Source organism: Mesorhizobium sp. M0189 (assembly GCF_040322135.1).
Lineage (GTDB): Bacteria > Pseudomonadota > Alphaproteobacteria > Rhizobiales > Rhizobiaceae > Mesorhizobium.
In genome coordinates this window covers 106,180-121,444 of the sequence record NZ_JAMYSW010000008.1, presented here as the reverse complement: position 1 = coordinate 121,444, position 15,265 = coordinate 106,180, and the positions used below count along the sequence as shown (strand labels likewise).

General features: G+C 63.6%; 14 protein-coding genes. 3 read left to right on the top strand and 11 right to left on the bottom strand.

What is annotated here, in order from left to right; all coding sequences use genetic code 11:
- Positions 1-78 precede the first annotated feature (78 nt).
- Positions 79-1,158, top strand: coding sequence for a LacI family DNA-binding transcriptional regulator (locus NKJ09_RS16840; RefSeq protein ID WP_502896872.1), 1,080 nt, complete (start codon positions 79-81; stop codon positions 1,156-1,158).
- Here the strand turns inward: NKJ09_RS16840 and NKJ09_RS16835 are convergent.
- Both NKJ09_RS16835 and NKJ09_RS16830 read right to left on the bottom strand, forming a co-directional pair.
- Positions 1,143-1,625 (bottom strand): flavin reductase family protein, encoded by a 483-nt coding sequence (locus NKJ09_RS16835; RefSeq protein WP_352494370.1) that lies wholly within the window; start codon positions 1,623-1,625, stop codon positions 1,143-1,145. The genes NKJ09_RS16840 and NKJ09_RS16835 overlap by 16 nt on opposite strands.
- The gene (locus NKJ09_RS16830) at positions 1,625-2,782 is read right to left on the bottom strand and encodes an LLM class flavin-dependent oxidoreductase (RefSeq protein WP_352494371.1); all 1,158 of its coding nucleotides are present in this window, start codon (positions 2,780-2,782) and stop codon (positions 1,625-1,627) included. Before NKJ09_RS16830 ends, NKJ09_RS16835 begins: the two co-directional genes overlap by 1 nt.
- 228 nt (positions 2,783-3,010) lie before the next feature.
- Here NKJ09_RS16830 and NKJ09_RS16825 point away from each other — a divergent pair, with 228 nt between their 5' ends.
- Both NKJ09_RS16825 and NKJ09_RS16820 read left to right on the top strand, forming a co-directional pair.
- A complete protein-coding gene (locus NKJ09_RS16825; RefSeq protein WP_352494372.1) occupies positions 3,011-3,667 on the top strand; it encodes a GntR family transcriptional regulator in 657 nt (218 codons plus the stop codon).
- 60 nt (positions 3,668-3,727) lie between these two features.
- Positions 3,728-4,801, top strand: coding sequence for a Gfo/Idh/MocA family protein (locus tag NKJ09_RS16820; protein WP_502901316.1), 1,074 nt, complete (start codon positions 3,728-3,730; stop codon positions 4,799-4,801).
- A gap of 30 nt (positions 4,802-4,831) precedes the next feature.
- Here the strand turns inward: NKJ09_RS16820 and NKJ09_RS16815 are convergent, their stop codons facing one another.
- From NKJ09_RS16815 to NKJ09_RS16775, 9 genes are all read right to left on the bottom strand, one after another.
- Positions 4,832-5,890: an ABC transporter ATP-binding protein gene (locus NKJ09_RS16815; protein WP_352494374.1), complete on the bottom strand. Its 1,059-nt coding sequence runs from the start codon at positions 5,888-5,890 to the stop codon at positions 4,832-4,834.
- A gap of 39 nt (positions 5,891-5,929) precedes the next feature.
- Positions 5,930-6,751, bottom strand: coding sequence for a carbohydrate ABC transporter permease (locus NKJ09_RS16810; RefSeq protein WP_352483688.1), 822 nt, complete (start codon positions 6,749-6,751; stop codon positions 5,930-5,932).
- Positions 6,752-7,654, bottom strand: a complete 903-nt coding sequence (locus tag NKJ09_RS16805; RefSeq protein WP_352494401.1) for a carbohydrate ABC transporter permease — start codon at positions 7,652-7,654, stop codon at positions 6,752-6,754.
- A 35-nt stretch (positions 7,655-7,689) separates the two neighbouring features.
- Complete coding sequence (locus NKJ09_RS16800; RefSeq protein WP_352494375.1) at positions 7,690-9,027, bottom strand: extracellular solute-binding protein; 1,338 nt, start codon at positions 9,025-9,027, stop codon at positions 7,690-7,692.
- Between the two features lie 61 nt (positions 9,028-9,088).
- On the bottom strand, positions 9,089-9,748 hold the full coding sequence (locus NKJ09_RS16795) for a GntR family transcriptional regulator (RefSeq protein ID WP_023716963.1): 660 nt from the start codon (positions 9,746-9,748) through the stop codon (positions 9,089-9,091).
- Between the two features lie 39 nt (positions 9,749-9,787).
- A complete protein-coding gene (locus NKJ09_RS16790; RefSeq protein ID WP_023716962.1) occupies positions 9,788-10,672 on the bottom strand; it encodes a dihydrodipicolinate synthase family protein in 885 nt (294 codons plus the stop codon).
- Positions 10,673-10,874: 202 nt separating this feature from the next.
- Positions 10,875-12,671 (bottom strand): ABC transporter ATP-binding protein, encoded by a 1,797-nt coding sequence (locus NKJ09_RS16785; protein ID WP_023716960.1) that lies wholly within the window; start codon positions 12,669-12,671, stop codon positions 10,875-10,877.
- Positions 12,668-13,612: an acetamidase/formamidase family protein gene (locus NKJ09_RS16780; RefSeq protein WP_023716959.1), complete on the bottom strand. Its 945-nt coding sequence runs from the start codon at positions 13,610-13,612 to the stop codon at positions 12,668-12,670. The genes NKJ09_RS16785 and NKJ09_RS16780 overlap by 4 nt, the downstream gene beginning before the upstream one ends.
- Positions 13,602-15,245, bottom strand: coding sequence for an ABC transporter substrate-binding protein (locus tag NKJ09_RS16775; RefSeq protein ID WP_023716958.1), 1,644 nt, complete (start codon positions 15,243-15,245; stop codon positions 13,602-13,604). Before NKJ09_RS16775 ends, NKJ09_RS16780 begins: the two co-directional genes overlap by 11 nt.
- Between the last annotated feature and the right edge of the window lie 20 nt (positions 15,246-15,265).

Below are 15,265 nucleotides of genomic sequence, written 5' to 3'. Positions count from 1 at the left end.
CTTCATCGGAACTGTTTCACAGCCATTTTTCTTGCGCAATCTGAAAATTTTTTGCATTAATCGGGTGACTTGGCGGAGATGACGGAGCGGATGAATATCCAGGGCAAGCGCGGGCGCCCCAGCCGCCGCATTCGACTTGAGGAGATCGCGGCGCGTTGCGGCGTGTCGGTCAGCACCGCCTCCCGTGCGCTGAGCGGTGTCGGCGGCGTGAGGGACGAGCTTCGCACCAGGATCATCGAAACGGCGAAGTCGATGAACTATGCCATTCCCGCCTCGGTTGCCGGCCGCAAGGTCATCCTGGCCGCAAGCAGCGTGGCAATGGTGGACAGTGCCCGCAATCAGTTCACCTACCATGTCCTTGATGGGCTCAACGAGCGCGCCCGGTTGCTGGGCGTCGAACTGGTGACCCGGCCGGTTTCGGCGCCCGAGGACGAAATCGCGCTGCTGCGTGAATCCGAGCGCGACGACACCGTCGCCGGCTGCCTGTTTCTGACACTGGACGATGACGATGTGCTGACGCTGACAGCCGGATTCGCCAAGCCGATCGTGCTCGTCAACGGCGACGATCCCTCGATGCGCCATTCGAGCGTGACGCCCTGCAATCGCTCTGCCGCCATGCTTGCCGCGCAGCATCTGATCGGCCTCGGCCACCGCCGCATCCTGTTCCTGATGCGGCGTGGGCGGCGCACGATCGAGCGGCGCTACGAAGGTTGGCGCGACGCGCTGATCACGGCCGGCATTGTCGGCTTCGACGACTTCGTGGTCGAGGTGCAGGACTGGCTGCCGGAACTTGCGAGCAGGGCCGTGACCGAGCGCATCGCGGCCCGCGGCCTCGATTTCACCGCCGTGCTGACGGCCGGCGACAGCCTGGCGTTTGGTGCCATCGCCGGCGTCCAGGAGGCCGGATATTCGGTGCCTGGCGATGTGTCCGTGGTCGGTATGGACGACTTGCCGCTCGCTGCCTTCTGCAATCCGCCGCTGACGGCGATGCACATTCCCATGCGCGAGATCGGATCGGCGGCGCTTAGCCTGCTGCTCGACGACATGGCCCATTCGGGGTCGCCGCCGCGTCGCGTCGAACTTGCCTGCAATCTTGTGGTGCGCCAGTCGACGGCACCAGCCCGGAGCGGCGCCGGCGGTCATCAACTGGCCTCTTGAGGGCGCGACTTGCCGCCAGCAAAGAGCAGCGGCAAACCCTCTTGCGTCTCCAGTTCAAGGACACGTCCAAGCAGGATCATATGGTCGCCAGCCGGAAAGCGTTCGGCGACGCTGCATTCGAACCGCGCCAGTGCGCGCGGCAGCAATGGCACGCCGTGCTCGCTCCATGACAGGTCAAGATCGGCAAAGTCCGTCCCCGACTTCGAAAAACGCCAGCACAGATCGATTTGATCTTCCGCCAGCACGTGAATGGCGTAGTGCGCGGAATTAGCGAAGGCTTCGAACCGGCGCGAGTGGCGGCCGATCGACCAGAGCACCAGCGGCGGGTCGAGCGACACGGATGAGAAGCTGTTGGCGGTGATTGCGACCGGGCCGTCGGCCGTGCCGGTGGTGACGACCGTGACGCCGGTGGCGAAACGCCCGAAGGCATTGCGCAAAAGGCCTGGATCGCACACGACATGCTCCATCAGCGGCGCTCCCCCGTTCCCAGTGGTGTCGCCGGGATCCGTTCCGGCACCCGGCCATAGGCGTGCGGGAGCGAGCATGTCTTGAGCTGGGGCAGGACCTTGGTGCCGAAATGACGCGCCTCGTCGAGATGCGGGTAGCCGGAAAAGATGAAGGCGCGGATCCCCATCTTCATATACGCCTCGACTTCCGACAGAACCTGATCGGTCGAGCCCACCAGCGCCGCGCCGCAGCCAGAGCGCGCCCGCCCGACCCCCGTCCACAGATGCGGCTCGACATAGCCTTCGGCATCGGCGATCTGGCGGTTCCTGGCCTGGTGCGATACGCCGAGCGATCGGGCGTCGAGCGCGCGCTCGCGGATCGCCCTGCCCTGCTCGTCGTCCAGCCTCGAAACCAGCTCCCGGGCATATTCCTTTGCCTCTGCCTCGGTATCGCGCACGATCATGTGGACGCGCAGGCCGTAGTCGAGCGTCCGCCCATGACGCTCGGCGCGCTCGTGGACTGCTCTCATGCGGTCGGCAAGCTCCTCCCTGGTTTCCGGCCACATCAGGTAGATGTCGCACTGTTCGGCGCAAAGCTCGAGCGCGTCGGGCGAATAACCGCCGAAATAGAGCAGCGGGCCGCCATTCTGCTGATAGGGCTTCGCCGGCGCCGTCGAGAGCCCTTTATAGCGATAGACCTCGCCCTCGAAATCGATGCTGTCCCTGGTCCAGGCCTGGCGCAGGATCTGCACCACCTCGCGGGAACGCTGATAGCGGTAGGCGCTGTCGGCTGTCTCGCCCGGAAAGTCCGACGAAATGACGTTCACCGTCAGCCGGCCTTCCAGCATGTGGTCCAGCGTCGCAATCGTGCGCGCCAGCATGATCGGCTGCATCTCGCCGCAGCGCACAGCGGCAAGCAGATTGATCTTCGACGTGATCGGCGCGCAGCCGGCAACGAAGCTCAGCGTGTCCTGGCCGACCTGATAGGACGACGGACACAAGATGTTGCGGAAACCGAGTGCCTCGGACGTCTTCACGATCTCGGAGCAATGCGCCCAGTTCGAGCGCAGTGCGCCGTCCGGAACGCCGAGATAACGATAATCGTCCGAGCAGAGTGCGGCGAACCACGAGACTTCGGCAGCATCGAGATCCGGCGAGGTGATTGGGACGATGCTCATTGCCACTCTTCAGAAAAGACGTCCGGGCCACTCTTCAATGACGTCCAGAGCTGCGAATAGGGCTTGCGTAGCATTCGTTTTGGTGTAGATCAATACTGTATCAATTTTGGAGCCAAACCCGAAACCGGGATGCGATTGGAACACCGGATGCATTTGACAAGGGCGGACCCCGGCCACCGATCCAGCCAGATGCGCGGGCCCTTGCCTGTGCACTTGCAGACCAGCGAAATGCTGATCCGCGAAATCGCGGCCGGACGGCTGGCCGACGGGGCGCGGCTGCCGCCCGAGCGCGAGATGGCCGCGAGCCTCGGGATTGCCGTCGGCACGCTCAGGCGCGCGCTGGCAGATTTGACCGAAAAGGGCCTTCTCGACCGCATCCAGGGCTCGGGTAACTATGTGCGAGCGCGCGGCGACTTGCTCGGGATCTATGCCTTCTTTCGCCTGGAGCGCATCGGCGGTGGCGGCCTGCCGAGCGCCGACGTGCTGTCCGTCGAGCGGCTGCCCAAGCCCGCCGACCTGCCGCAATTCGGCAGCGCCGGCGAAGCCCACCGTATACGCCGGCTGCGGCGGCTCGACGGCGAGCCGGCCGCGATCGAGGAGATCTGGCTCGACGTCAGCCGCGCCGAGCGGCTCAAGCGCGAGGACCTGTCGGAATCCCTCTATCTCCACTACCGGCTCGCGCTCGGCTTTACGATCGTTCGCGCCGAAGACCATGTTGCCGTCGCACCCGCGCCGGACTGGGTCCCGCTCGAGTTCAGGCCACCGCCGGGGACGGTCGTGGGTTTCATTGAACGTATCGCCTGGGCTGGCGACGGCGCGAGCGCGGAATATTCCCGCAGCTGGTTCGATCCGGGCGCGGCGCGCTACGTCACGCGTTTCAGATAGGCCGGAGGAAGTCGCAGCGTGACCAGATCATCGATCGGCTACGGCATCATCGGCTGCGGCATGATGGGCCGCGAGCACATCCGCAACATCGCTCTGTTGCCCGACGCGCATGTGGCCGCGATCTTCGAGCCGGACCCCGGCATGTTGGCGGCGTCGCTGGCGACGGCGTCGGGCGCGCGATCGGCGGCATCGATCGCCGAACTACTGGCCATGGACGAGGTAGACTGCGTCTTGGTTGCCAGCCCCAACCACCAGCACCTCGGTCAGATGGAGCAGATCGCCGCACTTCGACCACTGCCGGTGCTGGTGGAAAAGCCGCTCTTCACCGACGCCGGTGGCGAGGGGCGGATCGCGGCGCTGAAAGCTCGGCTTCCGCTCGTCTGGGTGGCCATGGAATACCGCTATATGCCGCCCGTCGCCGCATTCGTCGAGCAGGCCCGCCACGCCACCGGCGGCATCCGCATGCTGACGGTCCGCGAGCACCGCTTCCCGTTTCTGGCCAAGGTCGGCGACTGGAACCGCTTCAACCGCAACACCGGCGGCACATTCGTCGAGAAGTGCTGCCACTTCTTCGACCTGATGCGGCTGATCCTCGGATCCGACCCCGTCCGCGTGATGGCGAGCGCTGGACGGGCCGTAAACCATCTCGACGAACGCTACGGCGGTGAGAGGCCGGATATCCTTGACCATGGCTATGTGCTGGTTGATTTCGCGAGCGGTGCGCGCGCCATGCTGGAACTCTGCATGTTCGCCGAGGGCAGCCGCTACCAGGAGGAACTCTGCGCTGTCGGCGGCGACGGAAAGATCGAATGTCTGGTGCCGGGTCCCGGTCGCTTCTGGCCGACCCACCTTGGCCCTGCGCCAGTGCCCCAGTTGATCGTCAGCCCGCGCAATCCGCCTGGACCACGCCTGCTGGAGATTCCCGTCGACCCCCGGCTGCTCGAGGCAGGCGACCATAACGGTTCGACCTATTTCGAGCATGTCCGCTTCACCGCTGCGGTGCGCGGACAAGGCAAAGTGGAAGTGACCTTGCAAGACGGCTGGTGGGCCGTCGTCATGGGTCTCGCCGCCCAGAGATCGGCCCGCGAAGGCCGCGCCATCGAACTTGCCGTTGAATTCGCGTTGCCGACCTGAGGCCGACCACGCATTCACCAGACCATAGGGTCAGATGCGCCGACCGGTTGCTGCGTCGAACAGATGCGCACATGCGCGGTCGATCTCGATCCGCACCCCTTCGCCTTGCTTGAGCGCAAGCCGCTCTCGGAAGAGGCAGGAGATTTCTTCACCGGAGCAGTCGACCCTGGCGAAGATTTCGGAGCCAGTCGCCTCGAGAAGAGTGACCGTGCCCGGCATGCCCTGCCCGGTTGCCCGGATATGTTCCGGGCGAATGCCGTAGACGAGTTCACGTCCTGCGGCATCCGCCGGCTGGGTGCCTTCCGGCAACGGCAGGATCAACCCGCCGGCGCTGCGGAACACGCCCTCCTCGATGCGGCCGGCGATGAAGTTCATCGCGGGCGAGCCGATGAAACCGGCAACGAAGAGATTGGCGGGATGGTCGTAGAGGTCAAGCGGCGCGCCGATCTGCTCGACCAGGCCGTCATGCAGCACGACGATCTTGTCGGCCATGGTCATGGCCTCGATCTGGTCGTGGGTGACGTAAACCGTCGTCGTCTTCAGGCGCTGGTGCAGTTCCTTGATCTCGCCGCGCATCTGGACGCGCAACTTGGCGTCGAGGTTGGAGAGCGGCTCGTCGAACAGAAAAACCTGCGGGTCGCGTACGATCGCGCGGCCCATGGCGACGCGCTGGCGTTGGCCGCCGGAAAGCTGGCGCGGATAGCGGTCAAGCAGCTTTTCCAGGCCAAGAATGCCGGCTGCCTTCCGGACCCGGCCAGCGGTGTCGGCCGGGTCGGCTTTCTTGATCTTCAGGGCAAAGCCCATATTGTCGGCCACAGTCATATGCGGATAGAGCGCATAATTCTGGAACACCATGGCGATGTTCCGGTCCCGTGCCCGCAGATTGTTGACCATACGCTCGCCGATGGCGATCTTCCCGCCGGAGATCGTTTCAAGGCCTGCAATCATACGCAGCAGCGTCGATTTTCCGCATCCCGACGGGCCGACCAGGATGACGAATTCGCCATCGGCGATATCGACGCTGACGTCGTGAATGATCTTGGTAGCCCCGAAGGCCTTCTGCACGTTGTTGATCGTTACCGATGCCATTGGATCTTTCCCAGAAAAGAGTGATGTCAGGGCGCGCCCTCAGCCGCCCTTGACGGCGCCGGCGGTCAGCCCCGCGACGATCTGCCTTTGCGCGAACATGGTCAGGATCAGCACCGGCAACGTCACCACCAGCGCCGCCGCGGCGAGCGGCCCCCAGCTGACCTGTTCGTAGGACAGCATGTTGTAGACGGCGACCGGCAGGGTGCGCGTCTCACGGCTGGCGAGCACCACGCCGAAGACGAAATTGTTCCATGAGAAGATGACGGATAGGATGAAGGCGACGACGATGCCCGGCTTGGCGATGGGCAGGGCAACCAGCCGGAAAACCTGCCAGGAGTTGGCGCCGTCGATGTTGGCCGCCTCTTCCAGTTCCATCGGCGTGGTCTCGAAATAGCCGATCATCACCCAGACCACGATCGGCACCGTCACCACCAGATGGATGATGATCTGCGGCCAGAGCGTGCCGAGGATCCCGATCCATTGGAACAGCAGAAACAGCGGGATGAGATAGGATAGCCCAGGCGTCATGCGGGCGATCATGATGACGACCGCCGACCGTTCAGCCTTGAGCCGTGCGATGCCATAGCCGGCCGGTACGCCGATCAGCAGCGCCAGCAAGGTCGCCGTGCCGGTCACCAGAACCGAGTTCCAGAGATAGAGCAGGAAATTGTTCTCCTCGAACACCTTTACATAGTTCGACCAGGCGAAACGTTCGGGGATCAGGATCGGCGGATAGGCACCGTTGTCGATTTCGAACTTCAGCGACAGCGAGATCATCCAGAGGAAGAACAGGATCGCCGGCGAGACGAAAACCAGGGCAGCGAAAAACAGACCGATCTGGTTGAGCAGCCGCGAACTCATCTATTTGCCCTCCGTATCGATCCACTGCGAGCGTTGACGCAGCATTAGGAGGACAAAAGACAGGGCCACGATGACAATGAAGAACACCACGGCCATGGCCGAGCCGTAGCCGATATCGTAGTAGGAGAAGGCGGTGTTGTAGAGATAGATGTTGATGGTTTCCGAGGCCGTGCCCGGCCCGCCCTGGGTCATCGCGTAGATGATGTCGAAGCTCTTCAGCGCATCGATGGTGCGGATGATGACCGCGATCATCAGGAACGGTGCGATCATCGGCAAAGTGAGATAGCGGAATTGCTGCCAGGCATTGGCGCCGTCGATCTCGGCGCTTTCGAAGGGCTCGCGCGGCACCGAAGCCAGCCCACCCAGCACAATCAGCATGACCAGCGGCGTCCACTGCCAGGTCTCGACCGCAACCAGCGACGGGATGACCGTGTTGGCATTGAATATCCATTCCTGAGCCGGGATGCCGACCAGCGACAGCAAGTAGTTGAGTACGCCGAGCTGAGGATGGAACATCATGGTCCAAACCAGTGCCACAGCAACGGGCGTCGCCATCATCGGCATGACGAAGACGCCGCGCAGCAGACCGCGCAGCGGAAACCTGGCGTCGAAGATCAGGGCGGCCACGGTGCCCAGGAGCATCGGCGCTGCAACCGAGAGGAAGGTGTAGGTCAACGTATGAACAAGGGATTCCCAGAAACGTGGGTCGCTTGCCAGGCGGAGGTAGTTTTCCATCCCGGCAAAGCTCCGCGACTGGCCGAGCGTCCAGCGGTTGACGCTCATCCACAGCGTGAAAGCCCAAGGAAAAACGATGACGGCGCCAACGACGACGAGTGCGGGGACAACGAAAGGCCAGTAGTTGGGAGCCAGCCGGATCGTCTGGCTCCCGTCGATAACCGGCATCGTCACCCCGGTCTGTTCTGGGGTGGTGGCCGACATCAGCCCTGCTCGCTCCTGTCGAGAACCGGCTGGAACTGCTCGGTGGCCTTCTTCAGCTCGGCGGCGGGATCGGCGCCGGCAATCATGTTGGTCAGCGCCACGCCATAGATGTCGCGGAATTCGGTGACGGGAATGATGACCGGCAGCGCCAGCCGGCTGATATTGCCTGAGCCGATCACGGCATCAAGCCAGCTTGCCGGCATAGTGACGCCTTCGCGCACCTTGGGATCCTTCAGCACGGATTTGCGGAACGGAACGCCGGCGCCGGCCTGCAACAGCCTCGCGCCCATGGCTGGCGATACCGCCCACTGGCAGAACAGATAGGCGGCCTCCTTCTTCTCGCTGGCGGCGGTAACGCCAATCCCGTCGCCAAAGGTGCCCGAGGCATGCGCCTTGGGACCCTTGGGCATGACGCCGTAGCCGACCTTGCCGACCACCCTCGATTTTTCCGGGTTTTCCATCGGCGGGGCAAAACCCACGCCGTCGAGCCACATGCCGATCTTGCCTTGCAGGAAGGCAGACTGTGCTTCGGCCCAATTGAACCCGGTGACGCCCGGAGGGGCGGACTTGGTCATCAATCTTTGATAGAGCGCGGCAGCCTCGATCGCCTCGGGAGCCTCGGTGCGCAGCTTGCCCTTGTCGTCGAGCGGCGTCATGTCGTAGCCGAGCATCAGCGATGTCCACACCGGCGTATTTGCGTTCTTGAGCCCGCGGGCGACGAAGCCGTATGTATTGGTCGACGGGTCGGTCAGCGCTTCGGCGGCGGCCACCAGTTGCTCGAAGGTCTCGGGGTATTTGAGGCCCTTGGCCTCGAACAGCTCCTTGTTCCAATAGAGTATCCAGTAGTCCACCGAGAAGGGTAGCGAGCGCAGCACGCCCTGGCCGTCCTTGGCAAACAGCATGCCGGCCTCGGCGAAGTCGCTTTCGACCAACCCCGGGTCGGTGAGCGACGGGTCGGCGAGGTAGCCGGCGATGTCAGCCAGCCAGCCACCTTTCTCGAACTGGCGCTTTTGCACGTGGTAGCTCAGATGCACGACGTCGAAGCTGGGCTTGCCCGAGCTCAATTCGATCACCGTCTTCTGGCGCTGCTGCTGCTCGGGCGTGGCCTCGGCATTGACCTTGATGCCGGTCAGTTCCTCGAACTCGGCGAGATATTTCAGGATGGTGTCGCTGCGCGGGCTTTTCACCAGATTGACGTCAAGCGTCGTCCCGGCAAAGCGTTTCCAGTCGACGCCTGCGGCAAAGCTAGGGCGGAGCCCCACAAGGCCGGCGGCGGTGAGCGCCGCGGTTCCGGCAAGGAGTTGCCTCCTGGTTGGGTTGAACAGATTGGACGACATTTCTTCCTCCCGGTTGCTGTCGTTGTGGATGCGCCGCGAACCGCGGCGCGGCTATATTTCCTCAGATCTGGAGCGCCAGCCGGCGCGCATTGTCGATATGCAGACTGATCGCTTCAACCGCCTTTTGCGAATTGCGGCTCTCCATGGCTTCGATGACCGCCAAATGTTCGCGCATCACCGGCACCACGCGACCGTCGATGCGGAAACGCTCCTGGTGGATCAGCCGGATTTTCACCGAGTTGACCAGATAGGCCTTGGCGATGATCTCGTTGCCCAGCGCATTGATAAAGGTATCGTGCATGGCCCAGTCGATGGTCTGGGCCTTGGCTTCCATTTCCGGCGTCGGCGCCTGCCCCAGAGCTTGAGCCAGCATCTCCTCGTGTTCGCGCCGCATGCGGGCAAGTTCGGCATCTGAAGCGCTGGCCGTGAATAGCGCCACCGCCTCGCGTTCCATGAATAGCCGAAACTGAAAGGCCTCGCGGATCAGATTGATGTCGATGTGCGCGATTTGCATGCCGCGCTGCGGGATGGTGGTCAGCAATCCCTCGGCCTCGAGACGCGGGACGATCTCGCGAATAGCGCCCAGCGGCAGCCCGGTGAAAGCGACCAGTTCGCGCTGTGACACGAACTGCCCCGGCCGCAGATCACGGGCCAGCAAATGCCGCGTGAAGCTGGCATAGGCTTTCTCCCGGAGAGTGATCGGTTCGCTGCCGTCTTCCACTTCAGCTCGCTTCCTTGTCGGCCAGCCCGGCCTTGTCGGTCAGGCCGCCTCTGTCGCAAACAGCCTGTCGTAGGCCGCGGCAAGCTGCCGCCGTCCTTGTGGGCCGATCGCCTCCAGGGGCGGGCGGACCGCCAGCCAGCGCTCGTCGCCGGTCGTGCGCGCGACCATGACCTTCACCGCCGGTGTGACCGGGTATTTGAGCAATTCGAGCACGAAGTCCTCGACGCGTGGGTCGTCGCGGCCGTCTTCGACCATTGCGAGGATTTCGCCGGTAACAAAATTAGCCATGCCGGAAATCGCACCCTGTCCGCCGCGGCGCACGCTTCTCGCCAGATGCCGTTCGTCGCCGATCAGGATCACCAGATCGCCATGCGCTTCAAGCAGCGCCTCACTGTAGCTCCAGTCCCCGCCGGAATCCTTCACCCCGGCCACCACAGCGGGAAAGGCGGCGCGCAACCGGCCGATCAGCCCAAGCGGGAGCGGCACCATGGTGACAGAGGGGATGTTATAGAGGAGCACATCACGCGCCAGCGGGCCGAGTGCGGCGAAGACGGCGGAAAACCATCCGAACAGCCCGTTCTCGCCGACATTCTTGAAGTAGCTCGGCGGAGCGAGCAGAATGTTGCGAACGCCGCGCTGCAAAGCGTGCCGAGCCTGATCGGCGGCATCTTCGATTGCATCGACCAGCACGCCGGCGACGAGCTGATGTGCCGGTATACCGGCCGCCAACATGGCTTCGGTGACGATCCGCCGCTCGTCGGTGCCCACCGAGGCTCCTTCCCCGGTGGTGCCGAACAGCGTCGCGCTGCTGCAGCCGGCGCCAAGGCAGGCTCGGGCGTGCGCGATCATCGGCGCGAGCGCTATCTGCCCCGACGGGTCGAAGGGTGTGGCTAAGGCAACCGAAAGACCAAAGCGGGAAGCCAATGCGATCTCCGTTGAAATCAATGTGCACGTAGCGTTAGCACGCTAACATGTCAGATGTAAACTGGCGATCTTGCCAACTCGGCATCGCCGATTGGCGCTGCCGCGGCAGCGCCATCACCGATCACATCCTGCCGCCCGAGCATCACATATGCTGCTGTCCCCGAGCGTCTGCGGATTGGCTGGACGAGGCGGCCTAAGCTGATCAAGTGGCGACGAGGTGGCCGTCGCCAACATCTTCAAGCTTGAGTTTCCGGGGCTCGTCACCGATGCGCCGCACAGCGCTTGGAATTTCGCTGTCCAAACGGGCGAACCGGGCGCGGCGCCGGCCTGGATCGGGAACCGGAACGGCTTCGATCAGCCGCTTTGTGTAAGGATGGCGCGGGTTGGAGAAGATCTGGTCGCGGGTGCCCATCTCGACGATCTGCCCCAGATACATTACCGCCACGCGATCGGAGATGTTCTCTACCACCGCCATGTCGTGCGAGATGAAGAGATATGCGACGCCGAATTCGCGCTGCAGTTCCTTCAGCAATCTTAACACGCGCGCCTGCACCGACACATCGAGAGCAGAGACGCTCTCGTCGGCAATGATCAGCTTTGGTCGCAGCGCCAGCGCCCGTGCAACGCAGATTCGCTGGCGCTGCCCGCCGGAGAATTCGTGGGGATAGCGCTCCATCTGGTCAGCCGAGAGGCCGACGCGTTCGAACAGTGCGGCGATCTGGGCGTGCCGTTGCTCTTTGTCGCCGAGGCCGTGGATCAGCAGAGGCTCGGCGACGAGATCGCCTACTCGCATGCGCGGGTCGAGGGACGCGAAGGGATCCTGAAAGATCATCTGCACATTGCGGCGTACAGCCTTGCGCTCCTTGCGGCTGAGCGCCGACAAGTCGTGGCTGCCGATTGAAATGCTGCCGGTGTAGGGCACCAGCCCGGCGATCGCCTTGGCCGTCGTCGACTTGCCGCAGCCCGATTCGCCGACCAGCGACAGCGTTTCGTGCGGCGCGATCGAGAAACTGACGCCCTCGACTGCGTGCACCCTGCGGTCAACGCGACCGAAGAAGCCGCCGCGCAGGTCGAAGCGGACGTGAAGATCGCTGACGGATACAAGCTCGGCCGGCATGTGGGCGGCGTCTTGTCGGTCTTCGGCCGGCCGTCCACCGCCGATGCGTGGCACGGCGGCCAGAAGCTCGCGCGTATAATCTGCCTGCGGGCGGGTGAAGATGTCGGTCGCGCTGCCCTGCTCGACCATCCGGCCATCGCGCATGATGATAACGCGGTCCGCCATCTCGGCGACGACACCCATGTCGTGCGTGATCAGGATAACGCTGGTGCCGTGCTCGCGCTGCAGGTCACGCAGCAACTCCAGCACCTCGCCCTGAACGGTGACGTCGAGGGCGGTCGTCGGTTCATCGGCGATCAGCACATCCGGGTTCAGGGCCAGAGCCATGGCAATCATCACACGCTGGCGCATGCCGCCTGAGAGTTCGTGCGGATAGTGCTCGAGCCGCCGTTCGGCATCCGGAATTCGGACTGCCTTCAGCGCCTCGAGCGCCCTCAGCCGCGAGTTGGAGCGCGACAGCGAGGCGTGTGCCTCGATCGCCTCCGTGAGCTGCCGGCCGATGGAAAGAACCGGATTGAGCGATGTCATCGGTTCCTGAAAGATCATGGCAATGCGGTCGCCGCGGATGCGGCGCATACCACTCTCGCTAAGAGCCGCGAGATCCTGATCGCCGAGCCGGATGGAGCCTGATCTGATGCGTGCCGCCGGCTGCGGCAGCAAGCCCATGATGGCCAGCGCCGTCATCGACTTGCCGGAACCGGACTCGCCGGCGATGCAAAGCGTTTCGCCGCGCATCAGGTCGAATGTCAGGTCGGAAACGACGTCGCGGTCGCCCTCTTCGCCGCGCACGGCGACGCTCAGACCTGAGACGCTGAGTACCGGCCTGACAGAGCCACTCTCCGCGGCGGCCTGCCCGGATCGTTTGATGTCCTCCACCTTCATTCAAAGACGCAGCGGGGGAAGTAGAAAGAAACCACCCAGTTGGGCATGTCGACGATCTCGCTTATGCGCAGGTCGCCGCAAACCGACACGAGCATATAGGCGTCTACCGGATCCATGCGGTAGCGGCCGGAGAGCAGGTCGATCATCTGCGAGACGGCGCTCCTGGCGCCGTCCATCAGATCCGGCCCGATACCGGTTGTCACCTCATAGCCCTTGGCGTCGAGATGTCGCGACACCGGACCGGGCGTCGTGAAACGCGGCGTCCGCAGCCGGGCATCCTTGACCAGATCGAGCGTCAGCACGGCGTCCATGGGGCTCTCGATCGCCGTGCCGCAGACCTCGCCGTCGCCTTGCGCGGCGTGCGTGTCACCGACCGAGAACAACGCTCCCGCGACCTCTACGGGCAGGTAGAGCACCGTGCCGGCAGCGAGATCACGGATGTCCATATTGCCGCCCACGCGCCGCGGCGGGACCACCGAATGCAGACCCGGCTCAGCCGGGGCATTGCCGATGGTGCCGGCGAAGGGCTTGAGCGGCACCCGGCCGCTCTTGCCGAACAGCGCGGGTTCGAGCGAGGCGGCGTCGTACTTCCAGATATTCAGTGCCGGTTGAGTGAAGTCATCCGCCAACAGACCGAATCCCGGGATATTCGCTGTCCAACCGAAGCCGGACGGCTTGAACGCCTCGATGGTGATTTTCAGGGCATCGCCCGGCTCCGCCCCGTCGACATAGATTGGCCCAGTGACCGGGTTCACCTTGGCAAAATCGAGCAAAGCAACGTCGTCAACGGTGCTCTCCATCGTCAGCTGCCCGCCGGACGAGTCCAGGCACTGGAACTCGATCGTCGACCCTGGCGCCACCCGTTCGGCCGGGACAAAGGAATTGTCCCAGCCGAAATGATGGTGGCGCCCGTGGATGGTGTAGTCGCAGTTATTGCACATCGGTCACATACACATTGTCGTAGTTGATCGGGATGTGGACCGGGTCGACATAGAGGTTGTCCGCGCCACCCATGCGGGTTGATTTCATGGTGAAACGCTGCTCGTTGAACACCGGTGCCCAGGGCGCGTCTTCCATGATCTTGCCGTAGATCTCGCTCCACATCTTGGCGCGTTCGCCAGCCTTGGCCGGGTCGACGATGGAGTCGGCTTCGGCCGCCTTGGCGTCGAGCTCCTTGTTGCAATACCACGACCAGTTCCAGCCGCCCGGGACGGCACCAGCGCAGCCAAGGATCGGGCCGTAGAAGTTCGACGGATCGGGGAAGTCGGCGATCCAGGCCATGCCGCCGGACCAGATCATCGGCGCACCGGCCTTGTCGCCGCCGGCGGCGATGACGTTGGCCTGGGCGAGCGACTGGATGCTGGCCTTAATGCCGACGGCCGCCAGATCCTGCTGGATGGCCTGCGCGATACGCGGGTTGGGATCGGTATTCATGGCAAACAGCTGCGTGTCAAAACCACCGGGATGCCCCGCCTCGGCAAGCAAGGCCTTGGCCTTGGCTACGTCATAGGAATAGCCCTTGAATTCTTTGTCGTAGCCAGGCATCGACGGCGGCAATGGCTGATTGGCCGGCACCGCACGGTTGTTGATCAGTTGGACGATGCGGTCCTTGTTGATCGCCATGTTGACCGCCTGCCGCACCTTCACATTGTCGAACGGCGCCATGGTGGTATTCATGGTGATATAGCCGGTGTGCAACTGGCCGCCCTCGACGACACGGGCCTTCTGCTCGGGATCGGCCATCACCTCCTGGAATTTCGCTGGCGGAATGCCGTCGCCGGGAACGTCGATCTCGCCTTTCTGCAGCCGCAGCAGCGCCACTATCGGCTCCTGGCCGATCTCAAAGGTGATCTTGTCGAGATGCGGCAGGTCCTTGTGCCAGTAGTCCGGGTTGCGCTCGAAGACCACGCGCTGGCCGAGCGTCCATTCGGCGAGCTTGAAGGCGCCGGTTCCGACCGGGTGCTTGCCGAAGTCCGCGCCGTATTTTTCGACCTCTTCCTTCGGCACGACGTGCGAGAAGTTGATCGCCATGACATGCAGGAAGGTGGCGTCGGGCCGGGTCAGCTCGAACTTGATCGTGTAGGGATCGCCGACGGTTATGCCGGCCAGGCTTTCCGCCTTGCCGGCAGCGACATCGTCATAGCCTTTGATCGACCCGAAGAAGCCGGCACCAGGGCTCTGTGTCTTTGGATTGGTGACCCGGTCGAGAGAATATTTCACGTCGTCGGCGGTCATCTCGCGGCCATTGTGGAACTTCACTCCTTGGCGCAGCTTGAAGGTGAAGGTCTTGCCGTCGGGCGCAATCTCGTAGCTCTCGGCAAGGTCGGGCCGCAGGTTGGTGGTGCCCGGCTCGTAGTCCATCAGCCCGTCGAACAGGCTCTTGATCATCGACCAGTTCTGCCAGTCATAGCCGATGGCCGGATCGAGCGTAGCGACGTCGTCCTTGTAGGTGATGGTGATCGCGCCGCCCTGCTTGGCATTCGGATCGACGGCGTCTTCGGCGCGTACGCTCGTCATGCCAAGCACCAGCGCAAGCGCCGATGCCGCCACGGTCGATATCAGATATTTTCTCATGTCATGTTCCCTTTCTCTGG

Excerpts from the sequence above, each read along its gene's own strand:
- NKJ09_RS16820 (WP_502901316.1), top strand. The coding sequence starts at position 3,728 with ATGATGGGCCGCGAGCACATCCGCAACATCGCTCTGTTGCCCGACGCG.
- NKJ09_RS16780 (WP_023716959.1), bottom strand. The coding sequence starts at position 13,612 with ATGTGCAATAACTGCGACTACACCATCCACGGGCGCCACCATCATTTC.
- NKJ09_RS16810 (WP_352483688.1), bottom strand. The coding sequence starts at position 6,751 with ATGAGTTCGCGGCTGCTCAACCAGATCGGTCTGTTTTTCGCTGCCCTG.
- NKJ09_RS16840 (WP_502896872.1), top strand. The coding sequence starts at position 79 with ATGACGGAGCGGATGAATATCCAGGGCAAGCGCGGGCGCCCCAGCCGC.
- NKJ09_RS16805 (WP_352494401.1), bottom strand. The coding sequence starts at position 7,654 with ATGCCGGTTATCGACGGGAGCCAGACGATCCGGCTGGCTCCCAACTAC.
- NKJ09_RS16775 (WP_023716958.1), bottom strand. The coding sequence starts at position 15,245 with ATGAGAAAATATCTGATATCGACCGTGGCGGCATCGGCGCTTGCGCTG.
- NKJ09_RS16815 (WP_352494374.1), bottom strand. The coding sequence starts at position 5,890 with ATGGCATCGGTAACGATCAACAACGTGCAGAAGGCCTTCGGGGCTACC.
- NKJ09_RS16800 (WP_352494375.1), bottom strand. The coding sequence starts at position 9,027 with ATGTCGTCCAATCTGTTCAACCCAACCAGGAGGCAACTCCTTGCCGGA.
- NKJ09_RS16825 (WP_352494372.1), top strand. The coding sequence starts at position 3,011 with ATGCTGATCCGCGAAATCGCGGCCGGACGGCTGGCCGACGGGGCGCGG.
- NKJ09_RS16835 (WP_352494370.1), bottom strand. The coding sequence starts at position 1,625 with ATGGAGCATGTCGTGTGCGATCCAGGCCTTTTGCGCAATGCCTTCGGG.
- NKJ09_RS16785 (WP_023716960.1), bottom strand. The coding sequence starts at position 12,671 with ATGAAGGTGGAGGACATCAAACGATCCGGGCAGGCCGCCGCGGAGAGT.
- NKJ09_RS16830 (WP_352494371.1), bottom strand. The coding sequence starts at position 2,782 with ATGAGCATCGTCCCAATCACCTCGCCGGATCTCGATGCTGCCGAAGTC.